General features: G+C 66.6%; 13 protein-coding genes. 7 read left to right on the top strand and 6 right to left on the bottom strand.

Going from position 1 to position 16927, the window contains the following annotated elements:
* Positions 1–226: 226 nt before the first annotated feature.
* Complete coding sequence (locus Q0Q02_RS10275) at positions 227–973, top strand: superoxide dismutase (RefSeq protein WP_293809072.1); 747 nt, start codon at positions 227–229, stop codon at positions 971–973.
* 157 nt (positions 974–1130) lie between these two features.
* Here the strand turns inward: Q0Q02_RS10275 and Q0Q02_RS10270 are convergent, their stop codons facing one another.
* Entirely contained in the window at positions 1131–2354 is a 1224-nt protein-coding gene (locus tag Q0Q02_RS10270; RefSeq protein WP_293809070.1) for an MFS transporter, read from the bottom strand.
* 264 nt (positions 2355–2618) lie between these two features.
* Here Q0Q02_RS10270 and Q0Q02_RS10265 point away from each other — a divergent pair, with 264 nt between their 5' ends.
* Positions 2619–3599: a TAXI family TRAP transporter solute-binding subunit gene (locus tag Q0Q02_RS10265; protein WP_293809068.1), complete on the top strand. Its 981-nt coding sequence runs from the start codon at positions 2619–2621 to the stop codon at positions 3597–3599.
* Positions 3600–3770: 171 nt separating this feature from the next.
* Positions 3771–5936 carry a TRAP transporter permease gene (locus Q0Q02_RS10260; protein ID WP_293809066.1) on the top strand — a complete coding sequence of 722 codons (2166 nt, stop codon included), beginning with the start codon at positions 3771–3773 and terminating at the stop codon, positions 5934–5936.
* 18 nt (positions 5937–5954) lie between these two features.
* Here the strand turns inward: Q0Q02_RS10260 and Q0Q02_RS10255 are convergent, their stop codons facing one another.
* The 5 genes from Q0Q02_RS10255 to Q0Q02_RS10235 form a co-directional block, all read right to left on the bottom strand.
* Positions 5955–7442 carry a M81 family metallopeptidase gene (locus Q0Q02_RS10255; RefSeq protein WP_293809064.1) on the bottom strand — a complete coding sequence of 496 codons (1488 nt, stop codon included), beginning with the start codon at positions 7440–7442 and terminating at the stop codon, positions 5955–5957.
* Positions 7443–7479: 37 nt separating this feature from the next.
* A complete protein-coding gene (locus Q0Q02_RS10250) occupies positions 7480–8325 on the bottom strand; it encodes an ABC transporter permease (RefSeq protein WP_293809062.1) in 846 nt (281 codons plus the stop codon).
* A complete protein-coding gene (locus tag Q0Q02_RS10245; protein ID WP_293809060.1) occupies positions 8322–9254 on the bottom strand; it encodes an ABC transporter permease in 933 nt (310 codons plus the stop codon). Before Q0Q02_RS10245 ends, Q0Q02_RS10250 begins: the two co-directional genes overlap by 4 nt.
* A 178-nt stretch (positions 9255–9432) precedes the next feature.
* A complete protein-coding gene (locus Q0Q02_RS10240; RefSeq protein ID WP_293809058.1) occupies positions 9433–11001 on the bottom strand; it encodes an ABC transporter substrate-binding protein in 1569 nt (522 codons plus the stop codon).
* Between the two features lie 51 nt (positions 11002–11052).
* The gene (locus Q0Q02_RS10235; protein ID WP_293809056.1) at positions 11053–11931 is read right to left on the bottom strand and encodes a MurR/RpiR family transcriptional regulator; all 879 of its coding nucleotides are present in this window, start codon (positions 11929–11931) and stop codon (positions 11053–11055) included.
* A gap of 141 nt (positions 11932–12072) precedes the next feature.
* On the opposite strand from Q0Q02_RS10235, the gene Q0Q02_RS10230 reads away from it, so the two are divergent.
* The 4 genes from Q0Q02_RS10230 to Q0Q02_RS10215 all read left to right on the top strand — a co-directional run bounded on the left by Q0Q02_RS10230 (position 12073) and on the right by Q0Q02_RS10215 (position 16916).
* The gene (locus Q0Q02_RS10230) at positions 12073–13350 is read left to right on the top strand and encodes an FAD-binding oxidoreductase (protein WP_293809054.1); all 1278 of its coding nucleotides are present in this window, start codon (positions 12073–12075) and stop codon (positions 13348–13350) included.
* 160 nt (positions 13351–13510) lie between these two features.
* Complete coding sequence (locus Q0Q02_RS10225; RefSeq protein WP_293809052.1) at positions 13511–15148, top strand: methyl-accepting chemotaxis protein; 1638 nt, start codon at positions 13511–13513, stop codon at positions 15146–15148.
* 26 nt (positions 15149–15174) lie between these two features.
* Positions 15175–15639, top strand: a complete 465-nt coding sequence (locus Q0Q02_RS10220; protein WP_293809050.1) for a chemotaxis protein CheW — start codon at positions 15175–15177, stop codon at positions 15637–15639.
* A complete protein-coding gene (locus Q0Q02_RS10215; RefSeq protein ID WP_293809048.1) occupies positions 15639–16916 on the top strand; it encodes a CheR family methyltransferase in 1278 nt (425 codons plus the stop codon). The genes Q0Q02_RS10220 and Q0Q02_RS10215 overlap by 1 nt, the downstream gene beginning before the upstream one ends.
* The last annotated feature ends 11 nt before the right edge of the window (positions 16917–16927 follow it).

The raw sequence follows: 16927 nt of genomic DNA, 5'->3' as shown, positions 1-16927 counted from the left end.
CGGCTGGATTCCTTCCAGACCGTAGAGAAACGCGGTAAATTGGGGGTTAAGAGCCTTTTCGGGCGATTTACCAGTTTCGACAGGCACGCCGGGATTGTGGTATTGCCCTAGGGTCAACTGCTGCGCAGGGCCGTGCTATAGCTGCCGTGATCGACGGCGAACCCGGAACGGGAAACGCGCGTTGAGCACGAAGCTGACACGCACGAACGCTTTCCGGAGAATTGCCATGACCGCAGTTTCCCCCGTTTCCCGCCGTGGCCTGATCGGCCTCGGAGCAGCTGCCCTCGCCGTCGCCGCCGCGCCGAAGGTCTGGGCACAGGCCGCCGCGCCCGTAGCACCGGCCGGCCCGTTCTCGCTGCCGAAGCGCGCCTACGAGGCCAATGCGCTCGAACCGCATATCGACGCCGCGACGATGGACATCCATTACAACCGCCACCACGCAGCCTATGTCGCGGCCCTGAACAACGCCGCCAAGGACAACGGCGTCATCGCCAAGGCCTCGGTCGGGGAGCTGATTGCCGATCTCAATCAGGTGCCGGAGAGCATCCGCACCCTCGTCCGCAACAATGGCGGCGGCCATGCCAACCACAGCATGTTCTGGGAAGTGATGGGGCCGGGCGCCGGCGGCGCGCCGACCGGTGAGGTTGCCGAGGCGATCACCCGCGACCTCGGCGGCTTCGACAAGTTCAAGGCCGATTTCGAGGCGGCAGGCCTGCGCGTCTTCGGCTCCGGCTGGGTCTTCGTCACCGTCGACAAGGCCGGCAAGCTCGCCTTGCTCGGCAAGCCGAACCAGGACAGCCCGATCATGGACAAGCAGATGGCCCTGCTCGGCAACGACGTCTGGGAGCACGCCTATTACCTGAAGCACCAGAACCGCCGCGCCGACTACCTCAAGGGCTGGTGGAACGTGGTCGACTGGAAGAAGGTCAACGAGCGCTACGCCGCCGCCAAGGCCGGCAAGCTCGCGATCTGAGCCTTCCGACTTCTACTCCCAGAAACGCGGTCATCCCGGACGGAGCGAAGCGAAGATCCGGGGTCCATGCCTGAACCTTGATCAGCAGCGCTCAGGAATGGATCCCGGGTCCAAGCCCGGGATGACCGCGTGGTTCCGGTGGTATTGCTTGTCGGACCTAATGCCCGACCCTGGCGCCGCGCGTGCCCTCGCTGAGCCGCGGCAGGAACCAGGCGAGCAGGCCCATCAGCGGAATGAACGAGCAGAGCCTGTAGACCATCTCGATCCCGAGATGGTCGGCGAACTCGCCGAGCAGCGCGGCGGCAAGCCCGCCAAGCCCGAAGGACAGGCCGTAGAAGACGCCGCCGACCAGCCCGACGCGACCGGGCAGCAGCTCCAGCGCATAGATCAGGATCGCGGCGAAGGCGCTCGACATGATCAGGTTGATCAGGATCGTCAGCACGCCCGTCCAGAACAGATCAGCATAGGGCAGGATCAGCGTGAAGGGCAGCGCGCCCAGGATCGAGAACCAGATGATCTTGTTGCGGCCGATGCGGTCGCCCAGCATGCCGCCGCCGAGCGCACCTGCCGCCGAGGAGGCGAGGAACAGGAACAGCATCACCTGCGAGTTCTGCACGGAGATGCCGAACTTGCCGATCAGGTAGAAGGTGTAGAATGACGAGAAGCTCGCCGAATAGGCGTTCTTCGAGAACAGCAGGATGATCAGGATCGCGATCGCGAAGGCGACCGAGCGCTTGCCCGGCCGAGCCGGTGCTGCGCTCGCCGCCGCAGGTTTGGGCGGGCGCGCCCTGTCCAGCTTCGCATAGCTCGCCGCCGTCCAGACCATCAGCATCATCGCGACGAGCGCCGCGACCGAGAACCAGGCGAGACTCCCCTGCCCGCGCGGCACGATGATGAAGGCCGCCAGCAGCGGCCCGAGCGCCCCGCCTGTCTGCCCGCCGACCTGGAAGATGCCCTGCGCCAGGCCGTGCTGACCGCCGGAGGCGTTGCGCGCCATGCGCGTCGCTTCGGGATGGAAGATCGAGGAGCCGATGCCGACGCAGGCCGCCGAGAGCAGCAGGAACCCGTAGCTGCCGGCATAGGCCAGCCCGATCAGCCCCGAGAGCGTGAAGCCCATGCCGACCACCATCGAATAGGGCATCGGGTGCTTGTCGGTATAGAGCCCGACCGCCGGCTGCAGCAGCGAGGCCGAGACCTGGAAGGTCAGCGTGATCAGGCCGATCTGGCCGAAATCGAGCTGGTAGGATTCCTTGATGATCGGATAGATCGCCGGGATCAGCGACTGGATCATGTCGTTGAGCAGATGCGTCACGCTGAGCGCGATCAGCACCGGCATCATGGCCCGTTGCGGCAGGGAAGCGGTCGTCGCGCTGGCGGTCATCTGGGCTTAGTCCCGCGGCATCACCGGCAGGCTGATTCCTGCCTCGTGACGCGGTCGAAGGCTCTAGAGGATCGCCGCCGCCCGCACAATTTCAAGAGCCGGCACCACGGCAATGCCCTCACTGCATGCCTGGCCACGCTTTCGCGCCCCGAAAGTCGTCAAATCCGGCCAGATCGCTGTTGATCGCCCCCAGCGAGTCGAATTTCTGATTGATCCCGCGCCCAATCCTGCCGAGATTGCCCGCTTTCATGGGAGGTTGACTGAATGTCTCTGCGTTTTCGTTCGAAATTGACCGCCGCCGGCCTCGCGCTCGGCGCCGTAGCGCTGGCGGCCGGTATCGCTGTCGCCCAGGCCCCGGCCTTCTTCCGCATCGGCACTGGCGGCACGGCCGGCACCTATTATCCGATCGGCGGCCTGATCGCGAACGCGATCTCGGCCCCGCCGCAGCTCGTCGCGACTGCTGTCGCCAGCAACGGCTCGGTCGCCAATGTCAACGCCATCGTCGGCGGCGCGGCCGAATCCGGCTTCGTGCAGGCGGACGTCGCCTTCTGGGCCCATTCCGGCACCGGCGTCTATGAAGGCAAGCCGAAGGTCGAGGAACTGCGCTCGATCGCCAATCTCTATCCCGAGAGCGTCCACCTCGTCGTCCGCAAGGCCTCGAACGTGAAGAGCGTGGCCGATCTCAAGGGCAAGAAGGTCTCGCTCGACGAGCCGGGCTCCGGCACGCTGCTCAACGCCAAGGCGATCCTCGCCGCCTTCGGCGTCACCGAGAAGGACATCACCGCCGAGTACCTCAAGCCGAACCAGGCGGCCGAGAAGATGAAGGACGGCTCGGTCGATGCCTTCTTCTTCACCGGCGGCTTCCCGGCCGCGGCGATCTCCGAGCTTGCCTCGACCGGATCGGGCATCGACATCCTGCCGATCACCGGCGCCCCGGCCGAGAAGCTCGCCAAGGACTCGCCCTTCTTCGCCGCCGACGAGATCCCGGCCGGCACCTACAAGGATGTCGGCGCCGTGAAGACCGTCGCGGTCGGCGCCCACTGGGTCACTTCCTCGAAGATCTCGGCCGACACCGTCTATGCCGTGACCAAGGGGCTGTGGAGCGACAAGGCCCGCGCCGCGCTCGATGCCGGCCACGCCAAGGGCAAGGTGATCCGCAAGGAGACCGCGCTGTCGGGCCTGCAGGGCGTGCCGCTGCATCCGGGCGCCGAGAAGTTCTACAAGGAAGCCGGCCTGCTCAAGTAAGGCGCGCGAACCACCGCCCGTGCTCCCTCTCCCGGATGGGAGAGGGCTGGGGTGAGGGCCTGCCGTTGCCAATACCTGTGCAACGTCTCCGTCCTCGTCCTTTTCTTCGCCGTCCTTCCCTCACCCCTGCCCCTCTCCCACCCGGGAGAGGGGTCCTCCGTCGAGTATCCCATGACGACCCAGCCCTCCGCCGCCGAACTCGCCAAGCTCGAGGAAGAACTCGATCCGGAGATGCAGTTCCGCAAGGTGCCGCATGGCACCGCGCTGCTGATCGGCGGCCTGCTGCTCGCCCTCTCGGCCTTCCACTACTACACCGCCGGCTTCGGCCTGCTGCGTGAGACCACTCATCGCGGCATCCACCTCGCCTTCGTGCTCGGGCTGATCTTCCTCGTCTTCGCCGCCCGCAAGAGCGAGGCCGGGACCGTCCATCCCTCGACCGTTTTCCGCCCCGGCGGCGTGCCACTCTATGACTGGATCTGCGCGATCGCGGTCGCCGTCGCCAGCCTCTATGTGCCGTGGATCTTCGAGGACCTCGCCTTCCGCGTCGGCAATCCCTCGCCGCTTGACGTCGCGATGGGCACGATCACCATCGTCCTGATGATCGAGGCGACGCGACGTGCCATCGGCTGGGGCCTGCCGCTGATCGCGCTCTTCGCCATCATCTATGCGATCTTCGGCAACTGGTTCCCCGGCATCTTCCTGCATCCGGGCGCGACCTGGTCGAACCTCGTCAACCATCTCTACCTGACCAGCCAGGGCGTCTATGGCGTCGCGCTGGGCGTCGTCGCGACCTATGTCTTCCATTTCGTGCTGTTCGGCGTGCTGGCGACGCGCATCGGCCTCGGCCGCCTCTTCCTCGGCGTCGCCGCCGCCGTCGCCGGCCGCTTCGCCGGCGGCCCGGCCAAGGTTTCGATCTTCGGCTCGGCCCTGTTCGGGATGATCTCCGGCTCCTCCGTGGCCAACACGGTGACCGTCGGCTCGCTCACCATCCCGATGATGATCCGCCTCGGCTACCAGCGCCATTTCGCGGCGGCGGTGGAATCGACCGCCGCGACCGGCGGCCAGATCACACCGCCCATCATGGGCGCCGCCGCCTTCCTGATGGTCGAGTTCCTCAACCTGCCCTATGCGACCATCGTGATCGCCGCGATCGTGCCGGCCATCATGCATTTCTTCGGCGTACTGATGCAGGTGCATTTCGAGGCACGTCGCAACGGCATGCGCGGCATGACCGATGCCGAGGCGCCGAAGCTGCGCGAGGTCTTCGCCCGCGACTGGCCGACGATCGCGCCGCTCTTCGCGCTGATCGTCGTGCTCTTCACCGGCTACACGCCCTATCTCGCGGCCTTCTGGGGCATCACCGGCTGCATGCTGGTCGGCCTCGCGCATTACCGCGCCGGCGCGGCGCTGGCTCTGGCGCTCGCCATCGGCATCGTCGCGCCGACCGAAATCCTGCGCGTGCCGGGCGTCAACGCGGCGCTGGTCATTGCCGCCTTCGCCGTCATGGCCCATGGCGTGCTGCTGCGCTCGGCCGAGGGCCGCAGGCGCGTCAACGACATGGTCGATGCCTTCGTCCTCGGCGCGAAATACGCGATCGGCGTCGGCGCTGCGGCTGCGACCGTCGGCATCATCGTCGGCGTGGTCACGCTGACCGGCGTCGGCTTCAAGATCTCCTGGATCGTGACCTCGCTCGCCGATCAATGGGCCAAGGGCCTGCTGAACATCGTCCCGTTCCTGCCCTTCGACATCAAGAGCGCGACGCTGTTCTTCACGCTGCTGCTGACCGGCATGGTCTGCATCCTGCTCGGCTGCGGCGTCCCGACCACGGCGAACTACATCATCATGGTGACGGTGGCGGCGCCCGCGCTCGGCATGCTCGGCGTCAACCCGCTCGTGGCGCATTTCTTCGTGTTCTATTACGGCGTCCTCGCCGACATCACGCCACCGGTGGCAATCGCCGCCTATGCCGGGGCGAGCATGGCCGGCGCCGACCCGTTCAAGACCGGCAACACCGCCTTCCGGCTCGCGCTCGGCAAGGTGCTGGTGCCCTTCGTCTTCGTGTTCTCGCCATCGATGCTGATCATGGCGCCGGGCTTTACCTGGACGGAGTTCGTCGGCTCGACCGCCGCCTGCTTCGCCAGCATCACCCTGCTCTCGGCCGCCTTCTCCGGATGGCTCCTGGCACCGCTGGTGATGTGGGAGCGGCTCGTCCTCGCCGTCGCGGCCCTACCGATGATTCTGGCCACGCCCTATTCGATCGTGGCTGGTCTCATCATCGGCGCGCCCGTCCTGCTCAGGCAGGTCATCGCCCGCAAGGCCGTCCCCGCTCCCGCTTGAACGGGAGCGGGCGCCTTCTCACGCCACCTTGTCGAGCGGATAGAGCGGCCGCCGCACCCGGCGATAGGGCAGCTTGCTGAGATCGGGCGTGCACAGCGCCCCGCTATCGCAGACCGTCACCTTGCCGGCGATCGGCTCGAAGGCGGCACGGAAGTGCTGCATCGACTTCAACCCGACAACGCGCTTCGCCGCCGGATCGATGCCGAAGGCGCGGAACTGCTGCAGGTCGTTCATCTGCGCGCGGATGGTGGTGATGAGGATCTCGATATCGCCGACGCGCAGCACGGCGCAGGGTCCCCAGCTCGCCTGCAAGCCGCCGATCATCGGGCCGTCGCCGACATAAGTGCCGTCGCTGACGCTGACGAGCGTGCCGGTGAGGTCGAGCGGCCCGCCGCCGATCCCGGGATCGACCTTGCCGCCGAGCCGGACCGAGACCGTCGCGCCCGGCTTGCCCTTGCGCAGTTCGGCCGCGACCTCCGGATCGACCATCGGGCCGAAGCAGGCATCCTTGAGATCGGCCGCGATCATGCCCTTGAGCAGGCCGGTCGCGTCGCCATAGCCGCCGCCTCCGGGATTGTCGGCGTAGTCGGCGATGATCAGCGGCCCCTTCGTTGCGACATAGGACTTGGCCTCCGTCACCGCGTCCTCGACCGAGAGGAAATCCGTGACCTTCTCGAAGCGGCGCTGCCACATGTCGTCGACCAGCGCCTCGGCGAAGGCCTGATGTTTCTCGCGATCCCCCTCGCAGGTGATGAGCACGGTCGGCCCAACCTCGTGGATATCGGCATTGCCGAAGCCGCCATTGACGCTGACGGCGAAGACGCCGGTCTCCTGCTCATAGGCCTTGGCCTTGGCGATGCGCTCGACCATCGGGCCGATATCGGTGCGCCCGCCATTGACCTCCTCCAGCATCGGTAGCTCGGCGCGCAGCGTCACAGGCTTGATCTCGCCCGTCATGGTCCGCTGCAGGATGCCGGCGGCGAGCTTGCCGATCTCGCGCATATCGACATGCGGATAGGTCTTGTAGGAGACGACGATATTGGCGAGCTCGGTCATCTTGCGAGTGACATTGGCATGGGGATCGAGCGTGACGCCGATCGGCACGTCCGGCCCAAGCACGGCGCGGACGCGCTCGAGCAACTCGCCCTCCCCGTCTTCGCAGAACTCCGTGACCATCGCGCCGTGCAGGCCGAGCAGCACGCCGTCGATCTTGCCGGCATGGGCCTTCGCCGCCTCGACGATGACGCCGGCGATCTTGTCGAAGGCATCGCGCGTCACCGGGCCGGAGGGCTGGGCGGCAGCGCTGATCGCGTGGATGACCTTCCACCCGGCCGGGCGGCCGATATCGAGGAAGCCGGCGATCGGCGTGTTGGCCTCGCCCCGCGCGGCGACCGCGTCTTCTCCGAGGCTGATGCCACGATCCATGAAGGCCGCGTAATCGGCCGGGCAGCGGCTGAAGGTGTTGCTCTCGTGCGAGAACTCGGCGGTCAGGACGGTGAAGCTCATGGCGTTCCTCTGGCTGTTTCGCGCATTTCTTGTCGTCTCAGCCGTCTCTCAGCGGGCGGCGGATATCGAGCGCCTCGATCAGCGCATCGCCGAAGACATTGATGGCGATGACGGCCGCGGCGATGACGAGGCCGGGGAAGATGATGATCCAGGGCGCGATGAAGATCTGCGCGGTGCCGGAGCTCATCATCGCCCCCCAGCTCGGCACGGGCGGTTGGGCGCCCAGCCCGAAGAAGCCGAGCGTCGCTTCGAGCACGATCGCATCACCCGTCGCCAGCATGCCGGCGACGATGACCGGCGTCATCGCATTGGGCAGGAGATGCAGGAAGAGCACGCGGGCCGGCCGTGCGCCCGCCGTCACCGCCGCGTCGACGAAGAGTTCGCCCTTCAGCGCCATCACCTGCGCCCGCGTCAGCCGGGTGAATTGCGCGAGATAGGCGATGGCGATGGCGATCGCCGTCGAATGCAGCCCGGGTCCGAGGATCGCGATCAGGATCAGCGCCAGCAGGATTTCCGGGAAGGACCAGGTCAGGTCGACGAAAACGGTGACGATCTTGTCGAAGACGCCGCCGAAATAGCCGGCGGCGGCGCCGAGCGTCGCGCCCATCAATACCGAGAGTGCGATCGAGAGCACGCTGACGCTGAGCGAGGTTCGCGCCCCCTGGATGATCCGCGAGAGCAGGTCGCGCCCGAACTCGTCGGTGCCGAGCCAATGCGCGACTGACGGCGGCGTGTTGGCCATGGAGAGCTTCTGCGCGGCATAGTCATAGGGCGCGATCCAGGGCGCGAACATCGCGCAGAGGGCGAGTACGAGCAGGAACAGCGCGCAGATGACGCCGCGTGGCGACCGGAGGATGCGACCGGCGAGGGACGAGCGGCTCATCGGGCACCCATGGCTTCACGCAGGCGCGGATCGAGCGCCGCCTGGGCGAGATCGCCGATCAGCGTGCCGAGCATCACCGCGATCGCCAGCATCAGCAGGCAGCCCTGCACCAGCGGGTAGTCGCGCTGGCCGAGCCCCGTGATCAGCAGCGAACCGAGCCCCGGCCGGGCGAAGACATATTCGACCGTGACCGCGCCGCCGAGAATCCAGCCGATGCGCAAGCCGAGAATGGTCATCACCGGCAGCATCGCCTGCTGCAGGATATGGCGGAGCTGGATGCGCCAGAACGGCACGCCCTTGGCCTGCAGCACGCGCACGAAATCCCGCTGCGAGATCTCGACCATCGCCGCGCGGGTGACGCGGGCGATCAGTGCCGTGCCGCCGATGCCGATGGTCAGCGCCGGCAGCACCAGCGCGTCCCATGTCCGGGCGCCCGAGACCGGGAACCATTCGAACTGCACGGCGAACATCAGGATCATCAATAGCGCCAGCCAGAAGCTCGGCAGGGTCGATCCCAGCAGGATGAAGCCCATCACCGCCCGGTCGAACAGACTGTCGCGGAAGGAGGCGGCGAGCACGCCGGTGACGATCCCGACCACGGTCGAGAAGATCAACGCCGTGCCGCCGAGCGCCAGGCTATGCGGCATGTTCTCGGCGATGAGCTGCGATACCGGCTGGCGCATCACGATGGCGTCGCCGAAATCGCCGGTGACGACCTTGGCGAGCCAGCGCCCGTACTGGACCAGCAAAGGCTGGTCCAGGCCGTAGCGGGCGATCATCTGCGCCCGCTGCTCGGGCGAGGAGCCGACCTGGATCAGATGTTCCAGCGGGTCGCCCGGCACGAGATGGATGATCATGAAGATCACCAGCGAGACGGCGAGGAAGACCGGCACCAGCATGGCGAGGCGCCGGATCGCGAAGCGCAGCAAGGGTTATCTCCCGCGTGACGACTTTGGAGCGTGATGGGTTGAGGCGAAAACCTCAGCGTCATTCCGGACAAGCCGCGAAGCGGCGCCGATCCGGAATCCATCGTAGGGTTCGGCGCCCGACGATGGATCCCGGGTCAAGCCCGGGATGACGGCGGGTTTCCGCGCAAAATCATCACGCTCAGTTGGCCGGGGCGATGTCGATCATCGACTGGCTGGAGAAGCCGATGCCGCGGATCTTCTCGGGCATCACGACGCGCTTGCCATAGACCAGGCTCTGCACCGGCTGATAGATCGGCGCGAACGGGTACTGCGACAGCACGTATTCATGGTACTTCGTGAAGTTCGCGACGCGCTCGTCCCAGGTCTTCGACTTGTTCATGGCGATGTCGTTGAGCTTCTCCGCCTCGGGATCGTTGAACATCGAGACATTGGGGTAGCCCGCGCGCTTGGCCGCGAAGAACCAGTCGACGATATCGGCATTGGTCCACTGATAGGCGCGCACCGCGAGCTGGTGCTCGGTCTTCTTACGGTACTGCGCATTGATCGAGCCGGCATCGACAATGCTGATGTCGGCCTGCATGCCGACAGCCTTGAGCTGCGCCTGGACGATCTCGGCGAGGCGCTTGAACTCGGTACCGTTCTGGGCCCAGAGCTTCACTTCGAGGCGCTTGCCGTCCTTGACGCGGATGCCATCCGGCCCCGGCTTCCAGCCGGCCGCGTCGAATACCTTCTTCGAGCGCTCGGGATCGTAGGCGATCTTGTATTTGGGATCGACCTGCGACTCCTTGAGCGAGGAGATCAGGAAGGTATCGGCGACAGCGCCGTTGCCGCCATAGAGGCTGGTCAGGATTTCCTTCTGGTTCACGGCGAAGGCGGTCGCCTCGCGCACCTTGATATCGGTGAACGGCTCGACGCTGGTATTGATCGGCATGTAGACCACCTCGTTGCCGGGGATGGTCACCAGTTTCACCGCCTTGTCGGCCTGAATGCGTGGCAGGAAGTCGGTCGGGACGTTGACGAGCACGTCGGCTCCGCCGGTCTTGAGTTCGAGATAGGCGGTCGATTCCTCACCGATCTCGCGGAAGGTCAGCTTCTTGAACTTGGCCGGCCCCTGATTCTTCGACAGGGCGGAGGCCGACTTGTAGTCATCATTGCGGACGAGGACCGTCTGCTGGCCGACCGTGAACTGCTGCATCTTATAGGGGCCGGTGCCGATCGCCTCGGTCACGCCGAACTTGTCGCCGAGCGCCTCGTAGGATTTCGGCTCGGGCACGCACATGAACGAGCTGGCGAGGTTGAACAGCAGGTTCGGGTCGGGATGCTTCATGCGGAAGCGCACGGTCAGGTCGTCGACCACCTCGACCTTCTCGATCGCCTCGACGGTGAAGGCGTTCTCGGTGCCCTTGAACTGCGGCACCCACCACTCGATCGTCTTGGCGTTGAACGGCTCTCCATTGTGGAACTTGACGCCGGGCTTCAGCTTGAAGGTCCAGAGCATGCCGTCCGGGCTCGATTCCCAGGACGTCGCGAGCTGGCCGTGGAAGCTCTGGTCGGCATCCTGCACCACCAGCCGGTCGTAGATCAGCGTCGTCGCCGTATTGAGCTTCGTCGCCTTGATCGGGTTATAGGTCGGCGCACCAACGAGGCGCGCGGTCATCACGAACGTGGCCTCCTGCGCCAGCGCCGTGCCGGCGGCAAGCGCCGACAGGCCCAGCGCCAGAATGCTCCCCTTCATCATCGTCTTCATCCCGCTTCCCCTTTTGTTTCGAGATGTTGCGAAAGGCTGTGATCGCGGCCGTCAGCCCAGCGGGCCGGAACTGTCCCCGACATGGCCGGTGAACCGGCCATAGAGTTCGGCCATCCGGTTCAGGCGCGCCTCGACCTGCGGGCCGAGCTCGACGAAGACCGCGTTGATCAGGAGGTTGCTCAGGCTCGCCATCTGCGCCGTCGAGTCCCAGAACAGGTTGAACTCGGTCGAGACCACCAGCATCTCGTCGACGAGCCCCTGCCCCCAGTCGCAGAAGGAATCGGTGATCAGCGTGGTCTTGATGCCGGCCGCCCTCGCCTGCTCGGCCAGCACCTTGGCCATGCGCGAATAGCGCCGCGCCTCGAAGATCACGAGGCAGCGCTCCTTCTCGGCCGACAGCAGCAGCTCCGAGAAGTTGCCCGCCGCCAGATCGGCGAGATGCACGCCGTCGCGCAGATATTGCAGTTGGTTGGCGAGATATTGCGCGAGCCCGCGCTCGGTCTGGAAACCCGTGACGTAGACGGACGGTGCCGTCGCCAGCCGGCGGGCGACGCGCTTCCACTCCTCGCTCTGCGCAAGCTCGTAGATGCGCACGAGCCCGGCGATCTCGAGCTGGAGGCTGCGCGCCAATTGATCGTCGCCGGCGAGGCTGCGCTGCTGGAAGTCGCGCAGGCGATCGCTGATCAGCCAGGGCCTGTCGCCGATCTCCTCGGCGAGATTGGCCTTGAGGTCCTTCAGGCTCTTGTAGCCGAGCGTCCGGCAGAAGCGCCCGACGGTCGGCTCGCTGAGCGAGACCTTCTCGGCCAGGCTCGCCGCCGTCTCGAAGGGCAGGCTCGGCATCTGCGCCAGCATATAGCTCGCCAGCGCCTTGTCGGCCTTGGAGCCGTTGGCGAGGCAAGCCTGCAATCTCTGGCGAAGCGTCTGCGACATCGGCACTCCCGCGTTCCGGGAGATGAAGAAATTTTTCTTTCAAACTGTCAAACGATTTTTATTTTCTTGCAAAACTGGTTCAATTGAGGCTCGGTTCCGTTATGCCCAGCTTCGGGCAAGTGGGAACGGATTCCAGCGACGATGGCGACCGCGACAGGACAGGCCGATGTGATCGTGCTCGGCGCTGGAATCGTCGGCGTCAGCGTAGCGCTGCACCTGCAGGAGCGCGGCCGGCGCGTGCTGCTCGTCGATCGCGGCGAGCCCGGCGCCGAGACCAGCCACGGCAATGCCGGGCTGATCGAGCGCTCCTCCGTCGTGCCCTATGCCTTCCCACGCGATATCGCATCACTCGCCAGCCTCGCCTCGAACCGCTCGATCGCCGTGCGCTACCGTCCGGCGGCCTTGCTGCGGATGGCGCCCTGGCTCGCACGCTACTGGTGGAACTCGGCCCCCAATCGGCTCGACAGGCTCGGCCGCGCGGTCCTGCCGCTGATCGAGCACTGCATCGAGGAACATCGGCGCTGGACGAAAGCCGCCGGTACCGAGGCCCTGATGCGCGGCGAGGGCTGGGTCGAGCTTTACCGCACGCAGCAAGGCTTCGACGCGGCGACACGGGCCGCCGCCGAACTCACAGCCTACGGCCTCACCTATGACCTGCTCGACGAGGACGCGCTGCGCCGCCTGGAGCCCGGGCTGCTCGCCGGCAGCGTTTCCGGCGCGGTGCATTGGCGCGACCCCGTCACCGTCAGCGATCCCGGCGCGGTGACGCGGGCCTATGCCGCGCTGTTCGTGGCGCGAGGCGGCCTGCTGAAGCCGGCCGATGCAGCGAGCCTGCGGCAGGATAGCGGGGAATGGCGCCTGTCCGCCGACGGCGGGAACTGGCAGGCTTCCGAGGCCGTCGTCGCGCTCGGTCCATGGTCGAACGACCTTGTCGAGCGCTTCGGCTATCGCTTCCCGATCGGCTTCAAGCGCGGCTACCACATGCATTACGAGAGTGCCGCCGAAACCGCGCCCCAGCATCCGCTCTGCGACGCCCAGGCAGGCTTCGTGCTGACTTCAATGCAGCGCGGCGTCCGCCTGACGACGGGCATCGAGCTCGCCGGACGCGACGAGCCCTCGGATTCCTGGCAACTCGACCAGGCCGAGCGCATCGCGCGGCAAATCGTCCCGCTGGGCCGCCGGCTGGATGCCGAGCCCTGGCGCGGTGCCCGCCCCTGCCTGCCCGACATGTTGCCGATCATCGGTGCCGCGCCGCGCCATCGCGGCCTGTGGTTCGCTTTCGGCCACGCGCATCACGGCTTCACCCTGGGCCCCGCGACCGGCCGCCTGCTGGCGGAGATGATGACCGGCGCGCCGACGCTGTGCGACCCAACGCCCTTTGCAGCCGAGCGCTTCCTGTCTCAGCCCCGCGCCGCCTGATCCGGCTCGCGACACCGACACCGCGCTCCACAGCCTTCATTGCGATGCGTTTCCGCAACGGACCCGCAATAACTCCCCGCTAACGATGATCTGCGAACGATTCGGCTCATGCAGCCGGCCCGACCGCGAACCGGTACGCGTCGTGACGATGGATTGAGCGATGAAGAGCCTGACGATACGCCGCCGCATCCTGATCAGCTTCGCCGCGATCCTCGCAGTGATGTGCGCCATGGCCGGAGCGAGCTATCTCTGGTTTCTGCAGACCGAGCGACAGGTCGTCGAGGTCGAGACCAAGACCGTCCCCGGCCTCTATGTCAGCGCGCAATTGATGGCGAACTGGACGGAGACCCGCGGGCTCTCTCGCGAATTCGTTCTGGCCGATACCCCGGCCGAACAGCAGCTGGTCGTCGATGCCATCGTCGCCAACCGCGAGATCGTGCGTGGCTTGCTCAAGGCCTATGAGAGCGCGATCACCACGGCCGAAGATCGCAGGAATCACACCCTCGCCCGAGATCTCTTCGAGCAGTTCATCGCGGCCGAGGATATGATCCTCGCGGCAGGCAGGCTCACGGTCGCCAACGGGCAGGCGTCCAACCAGGCCGCTGCGATGAAGAAGGAGCTGGAGCCGACAGCCATCCGCATGCAGGCGCTGACCAAGGCCATGGTCGAGTTCAACAAGGCCGAGGCCGACGATTCCACCCGCCTGATCGTCGCCATCGTCCGCTCCGCCGAGCTCGGCCTGATCGTCAGTTTCGTGATCGCACTCATCCTGGCGATCCTCTGCGGTATCCTGCTGTTCAGGGCAGTGACCCTGCCGCTCGGCAAGCTGCTCGGCATCGTCGACCACATGCGGCGCGGCGATTTCAGCGAACGCCTGACGCTGGAGCGGCGCGACGAGTTCAGCACGCTGGCCGACGGCGTCAATGGCATGGCCGACGACCTCGCCGGGCTGATCGGCCAGATCCAGAAGTCGAGCATCCAGGTCAACACCTCGATCACCGAGGTCGCCGCGACCTCGAAGGAGCAGCAGGCGACGGCCAACGAAATCGCCGCGACCACGACCGAGATCGGCGCCACCGCCAAGGAAATCTCCGCCACCTCCAACGAGCTCGCCCATACCATGGACGAGGTCTCGGCCGTCGCCGAGCAGACCGCGACGCTCGCCAATGGCGGGCAGGCCGGGCTCGCGCGCATGGAGAGCACGATGCGGCAGGTGATGGAGGCAGCCGGCGCCATCAACGCCAAGCTCGCGATCCTCAGCGAGAAGGCGGGCAACATCAATCAGGTCGTCACCACCATCACCAAGGTCGCCGACCAGACCAACCTGCTCTCGCTGAACGCCGCGATCGAGGCCGAGAAGGCCGGGCAGTACGGCCGCGGCTTCGCCGTGGTCGCGACCGAGATCCGCCGCCTTGCCGACCAGACCGCCGTCTCGACCTACGATATCGAGCAGATGGTCAAGGACATCCAGTCGGCCGTCGCGGCGGGCGTCATGGGCATGGACAAGTTCTCCGAGGAGGTCCGCCGCGGCATGCAGGAGGTGCAGCAGGTCGGCGGCCAGCTCTCGGAGATCATCGAGCAGGTCCAGGGGCTGGTGCCGCGCTTCGAAGGCGCCAACGAAGGCATGCAGGCGCAGGCGACCGGCGCCGGCCAGATCAGCGAAGCGCTCTCCCAACTCAGCGAGGCCGCACAGCAGACAGTTGAATCGCTGCAGCAGTCGACGCTGGCCATCGACGAGCTCAATCAGGTCTCGAACGGGCTGCGCAGCTCGATCTCGCGCTTCAAGCTGCGCGCCTGACAAGAAGGGCGGAACGGAACCGCGCAATGCTGTTTCTGATGTTCCAGCTGGGGCGGGATCGCTACGTGCTCGACACCGGGCAGGTCGAGGCCGTGCTGCCGTTGCTCGCGACCAAGCAACTGCCCGGCGCGCCCAGGGGCGTCGCCGGCGCGATCAGCTATCGCGGCCGGCCGGTGCCCGTGGTCGACCTCGCATTGCTCGCGCTCGGCCGCCGGGCCGAGCCGCGCCTGAGCACCCGCATCATCCTGCTGCGCTACCCGTCCGGCCCAGGCAAGGACGACCTTCTCGGCCTGCTGGTCGAGCAGGCCGTCGAAACCATCGAGCGCGATGCGGCTGATTTCACCACATCCGGCGTCGAAGCCGGCATGCCGCCTTATCTCGGCCCGGTCGCCAGCGATGAGCGCGGGCTGATCCAGTGGGTCCGCGGCGAAGCCCTGCTTACGCCCGAAATCCGCGACATCCTGTTCCGTCAGCAAACGGCGGAGCTGTGATGGACGAGACCGCTCCGATCCGGGATTTCGAGAAGCTGCTCAGGGAAACCATCGGCCTGAGCATGGAGACGGTCGGCGCCTCGGTCATCCGCCATGCCCTGAAGCGGCGGATGACGGCCTGTGCCATCCGCGACCTCCACGCCTACTGGGCGTTCCTCAACGGCAGCCCTGCCGAGCGGCAGGAACTGGTCGACGCCGTCATCGTCCCCGAGACCTGGTTCTTCCGCGACCGCGAAGCCTTCGGCGCCATGGTCCGGCATCTGCGCGAGAACCGCGCCGGCAACCGCCCGCTCAAGCTGCTCAGCCTGCCCTGCTCGACCGGTGAGGAGCCCTATTCCATCGCGATGGCCCTGCTCGATGCCGGCTTCCCGGATGGAAGCTTCCAGATCGATGCGATCGATGTCAGCAGCCGCAATCTCGTCCATGCCGAGCGCGCCATCTACGGCAAGAACTCCTTCCGCGGCGCCGACATCGCCTTCCGCGACCGCTATTTCGAGGCTTGCGAGGACGGTTTCAGGCCGCATGACATCGTCCGCCGGCAGGTCCGCTTCCGCCTCGGCAACGTGCTGGCCGCAGCGGCGCAGTCCGGCGCGGATGCCTATGACGTCGCCTTCTGCCGGAATCTCCTGATCTATTTCGATCGCGAGACGCAAGGAGCGGCATTGGCTCGGCTCAGGCAGATGCTCGCCGATAACGGCCTCCTGCTGGTCGGCCCGGCCGAGTCCGGCCTGCCGATGCTGCATGGCTTCGCATCGGTGCGCTATCCACACGCCTTCGCCTTCAGCAAGGCCGAGGCCGCTGCGACGAAACCCTCCGAGCCACCGCCCGCGCGCAAGCCGAGACCCGCTCCGATGAAGGCCTCGCCCTTGCCGCAGATGCAGGTGGCGGCGCCGCGGCCCGCACCACGCCCCTTCCTGCAGAAGGCCGCGCCAACCCAGCCATCCGCGCCCGCGCCTGACCAGGCGGCGGCCAACCTGGCGGAGATCGAGCGCGCCGCCGATGCCGGGCGCCTGACCGAGGTCCAGGCCGCCGCCGAACGCCATATTGCCGAATTCGGCCCTTCGCCTGATGCGTTCTACTGGCTCGGGCTCGCCCATGATGCAGCCGATGCGGCCGAGGAAGCGATACGAAACTACCGCAAGGCGCTCTATCTCGCGCCGCATCACCAGCGCGCGCTGGCCCAGCTCCGGCTGCTCCAGCAGCGCCTGGGCGACCATGGCGGCGCCAAGGCCCTGGCTGACCGGCTCGACCGGCTGGCGAAGCGGAGCGGCACCTGATGTCCGCCGGA

The sequence above is a fragment of the uncultured Allobosea sp. genome, from assembly GCF_945956895.1.
Taxonomy (GTDB): domain Bacteria; phylum Pseudomonadota; class Alphaproteobacteria; order Rhizobiales; family Beijerinckiaceae; genus Allobosea.
Note: the sequence above shows the minus strand (reverse complement) of the source record. Positions and strands in the feature narration are given on the sequence as shown.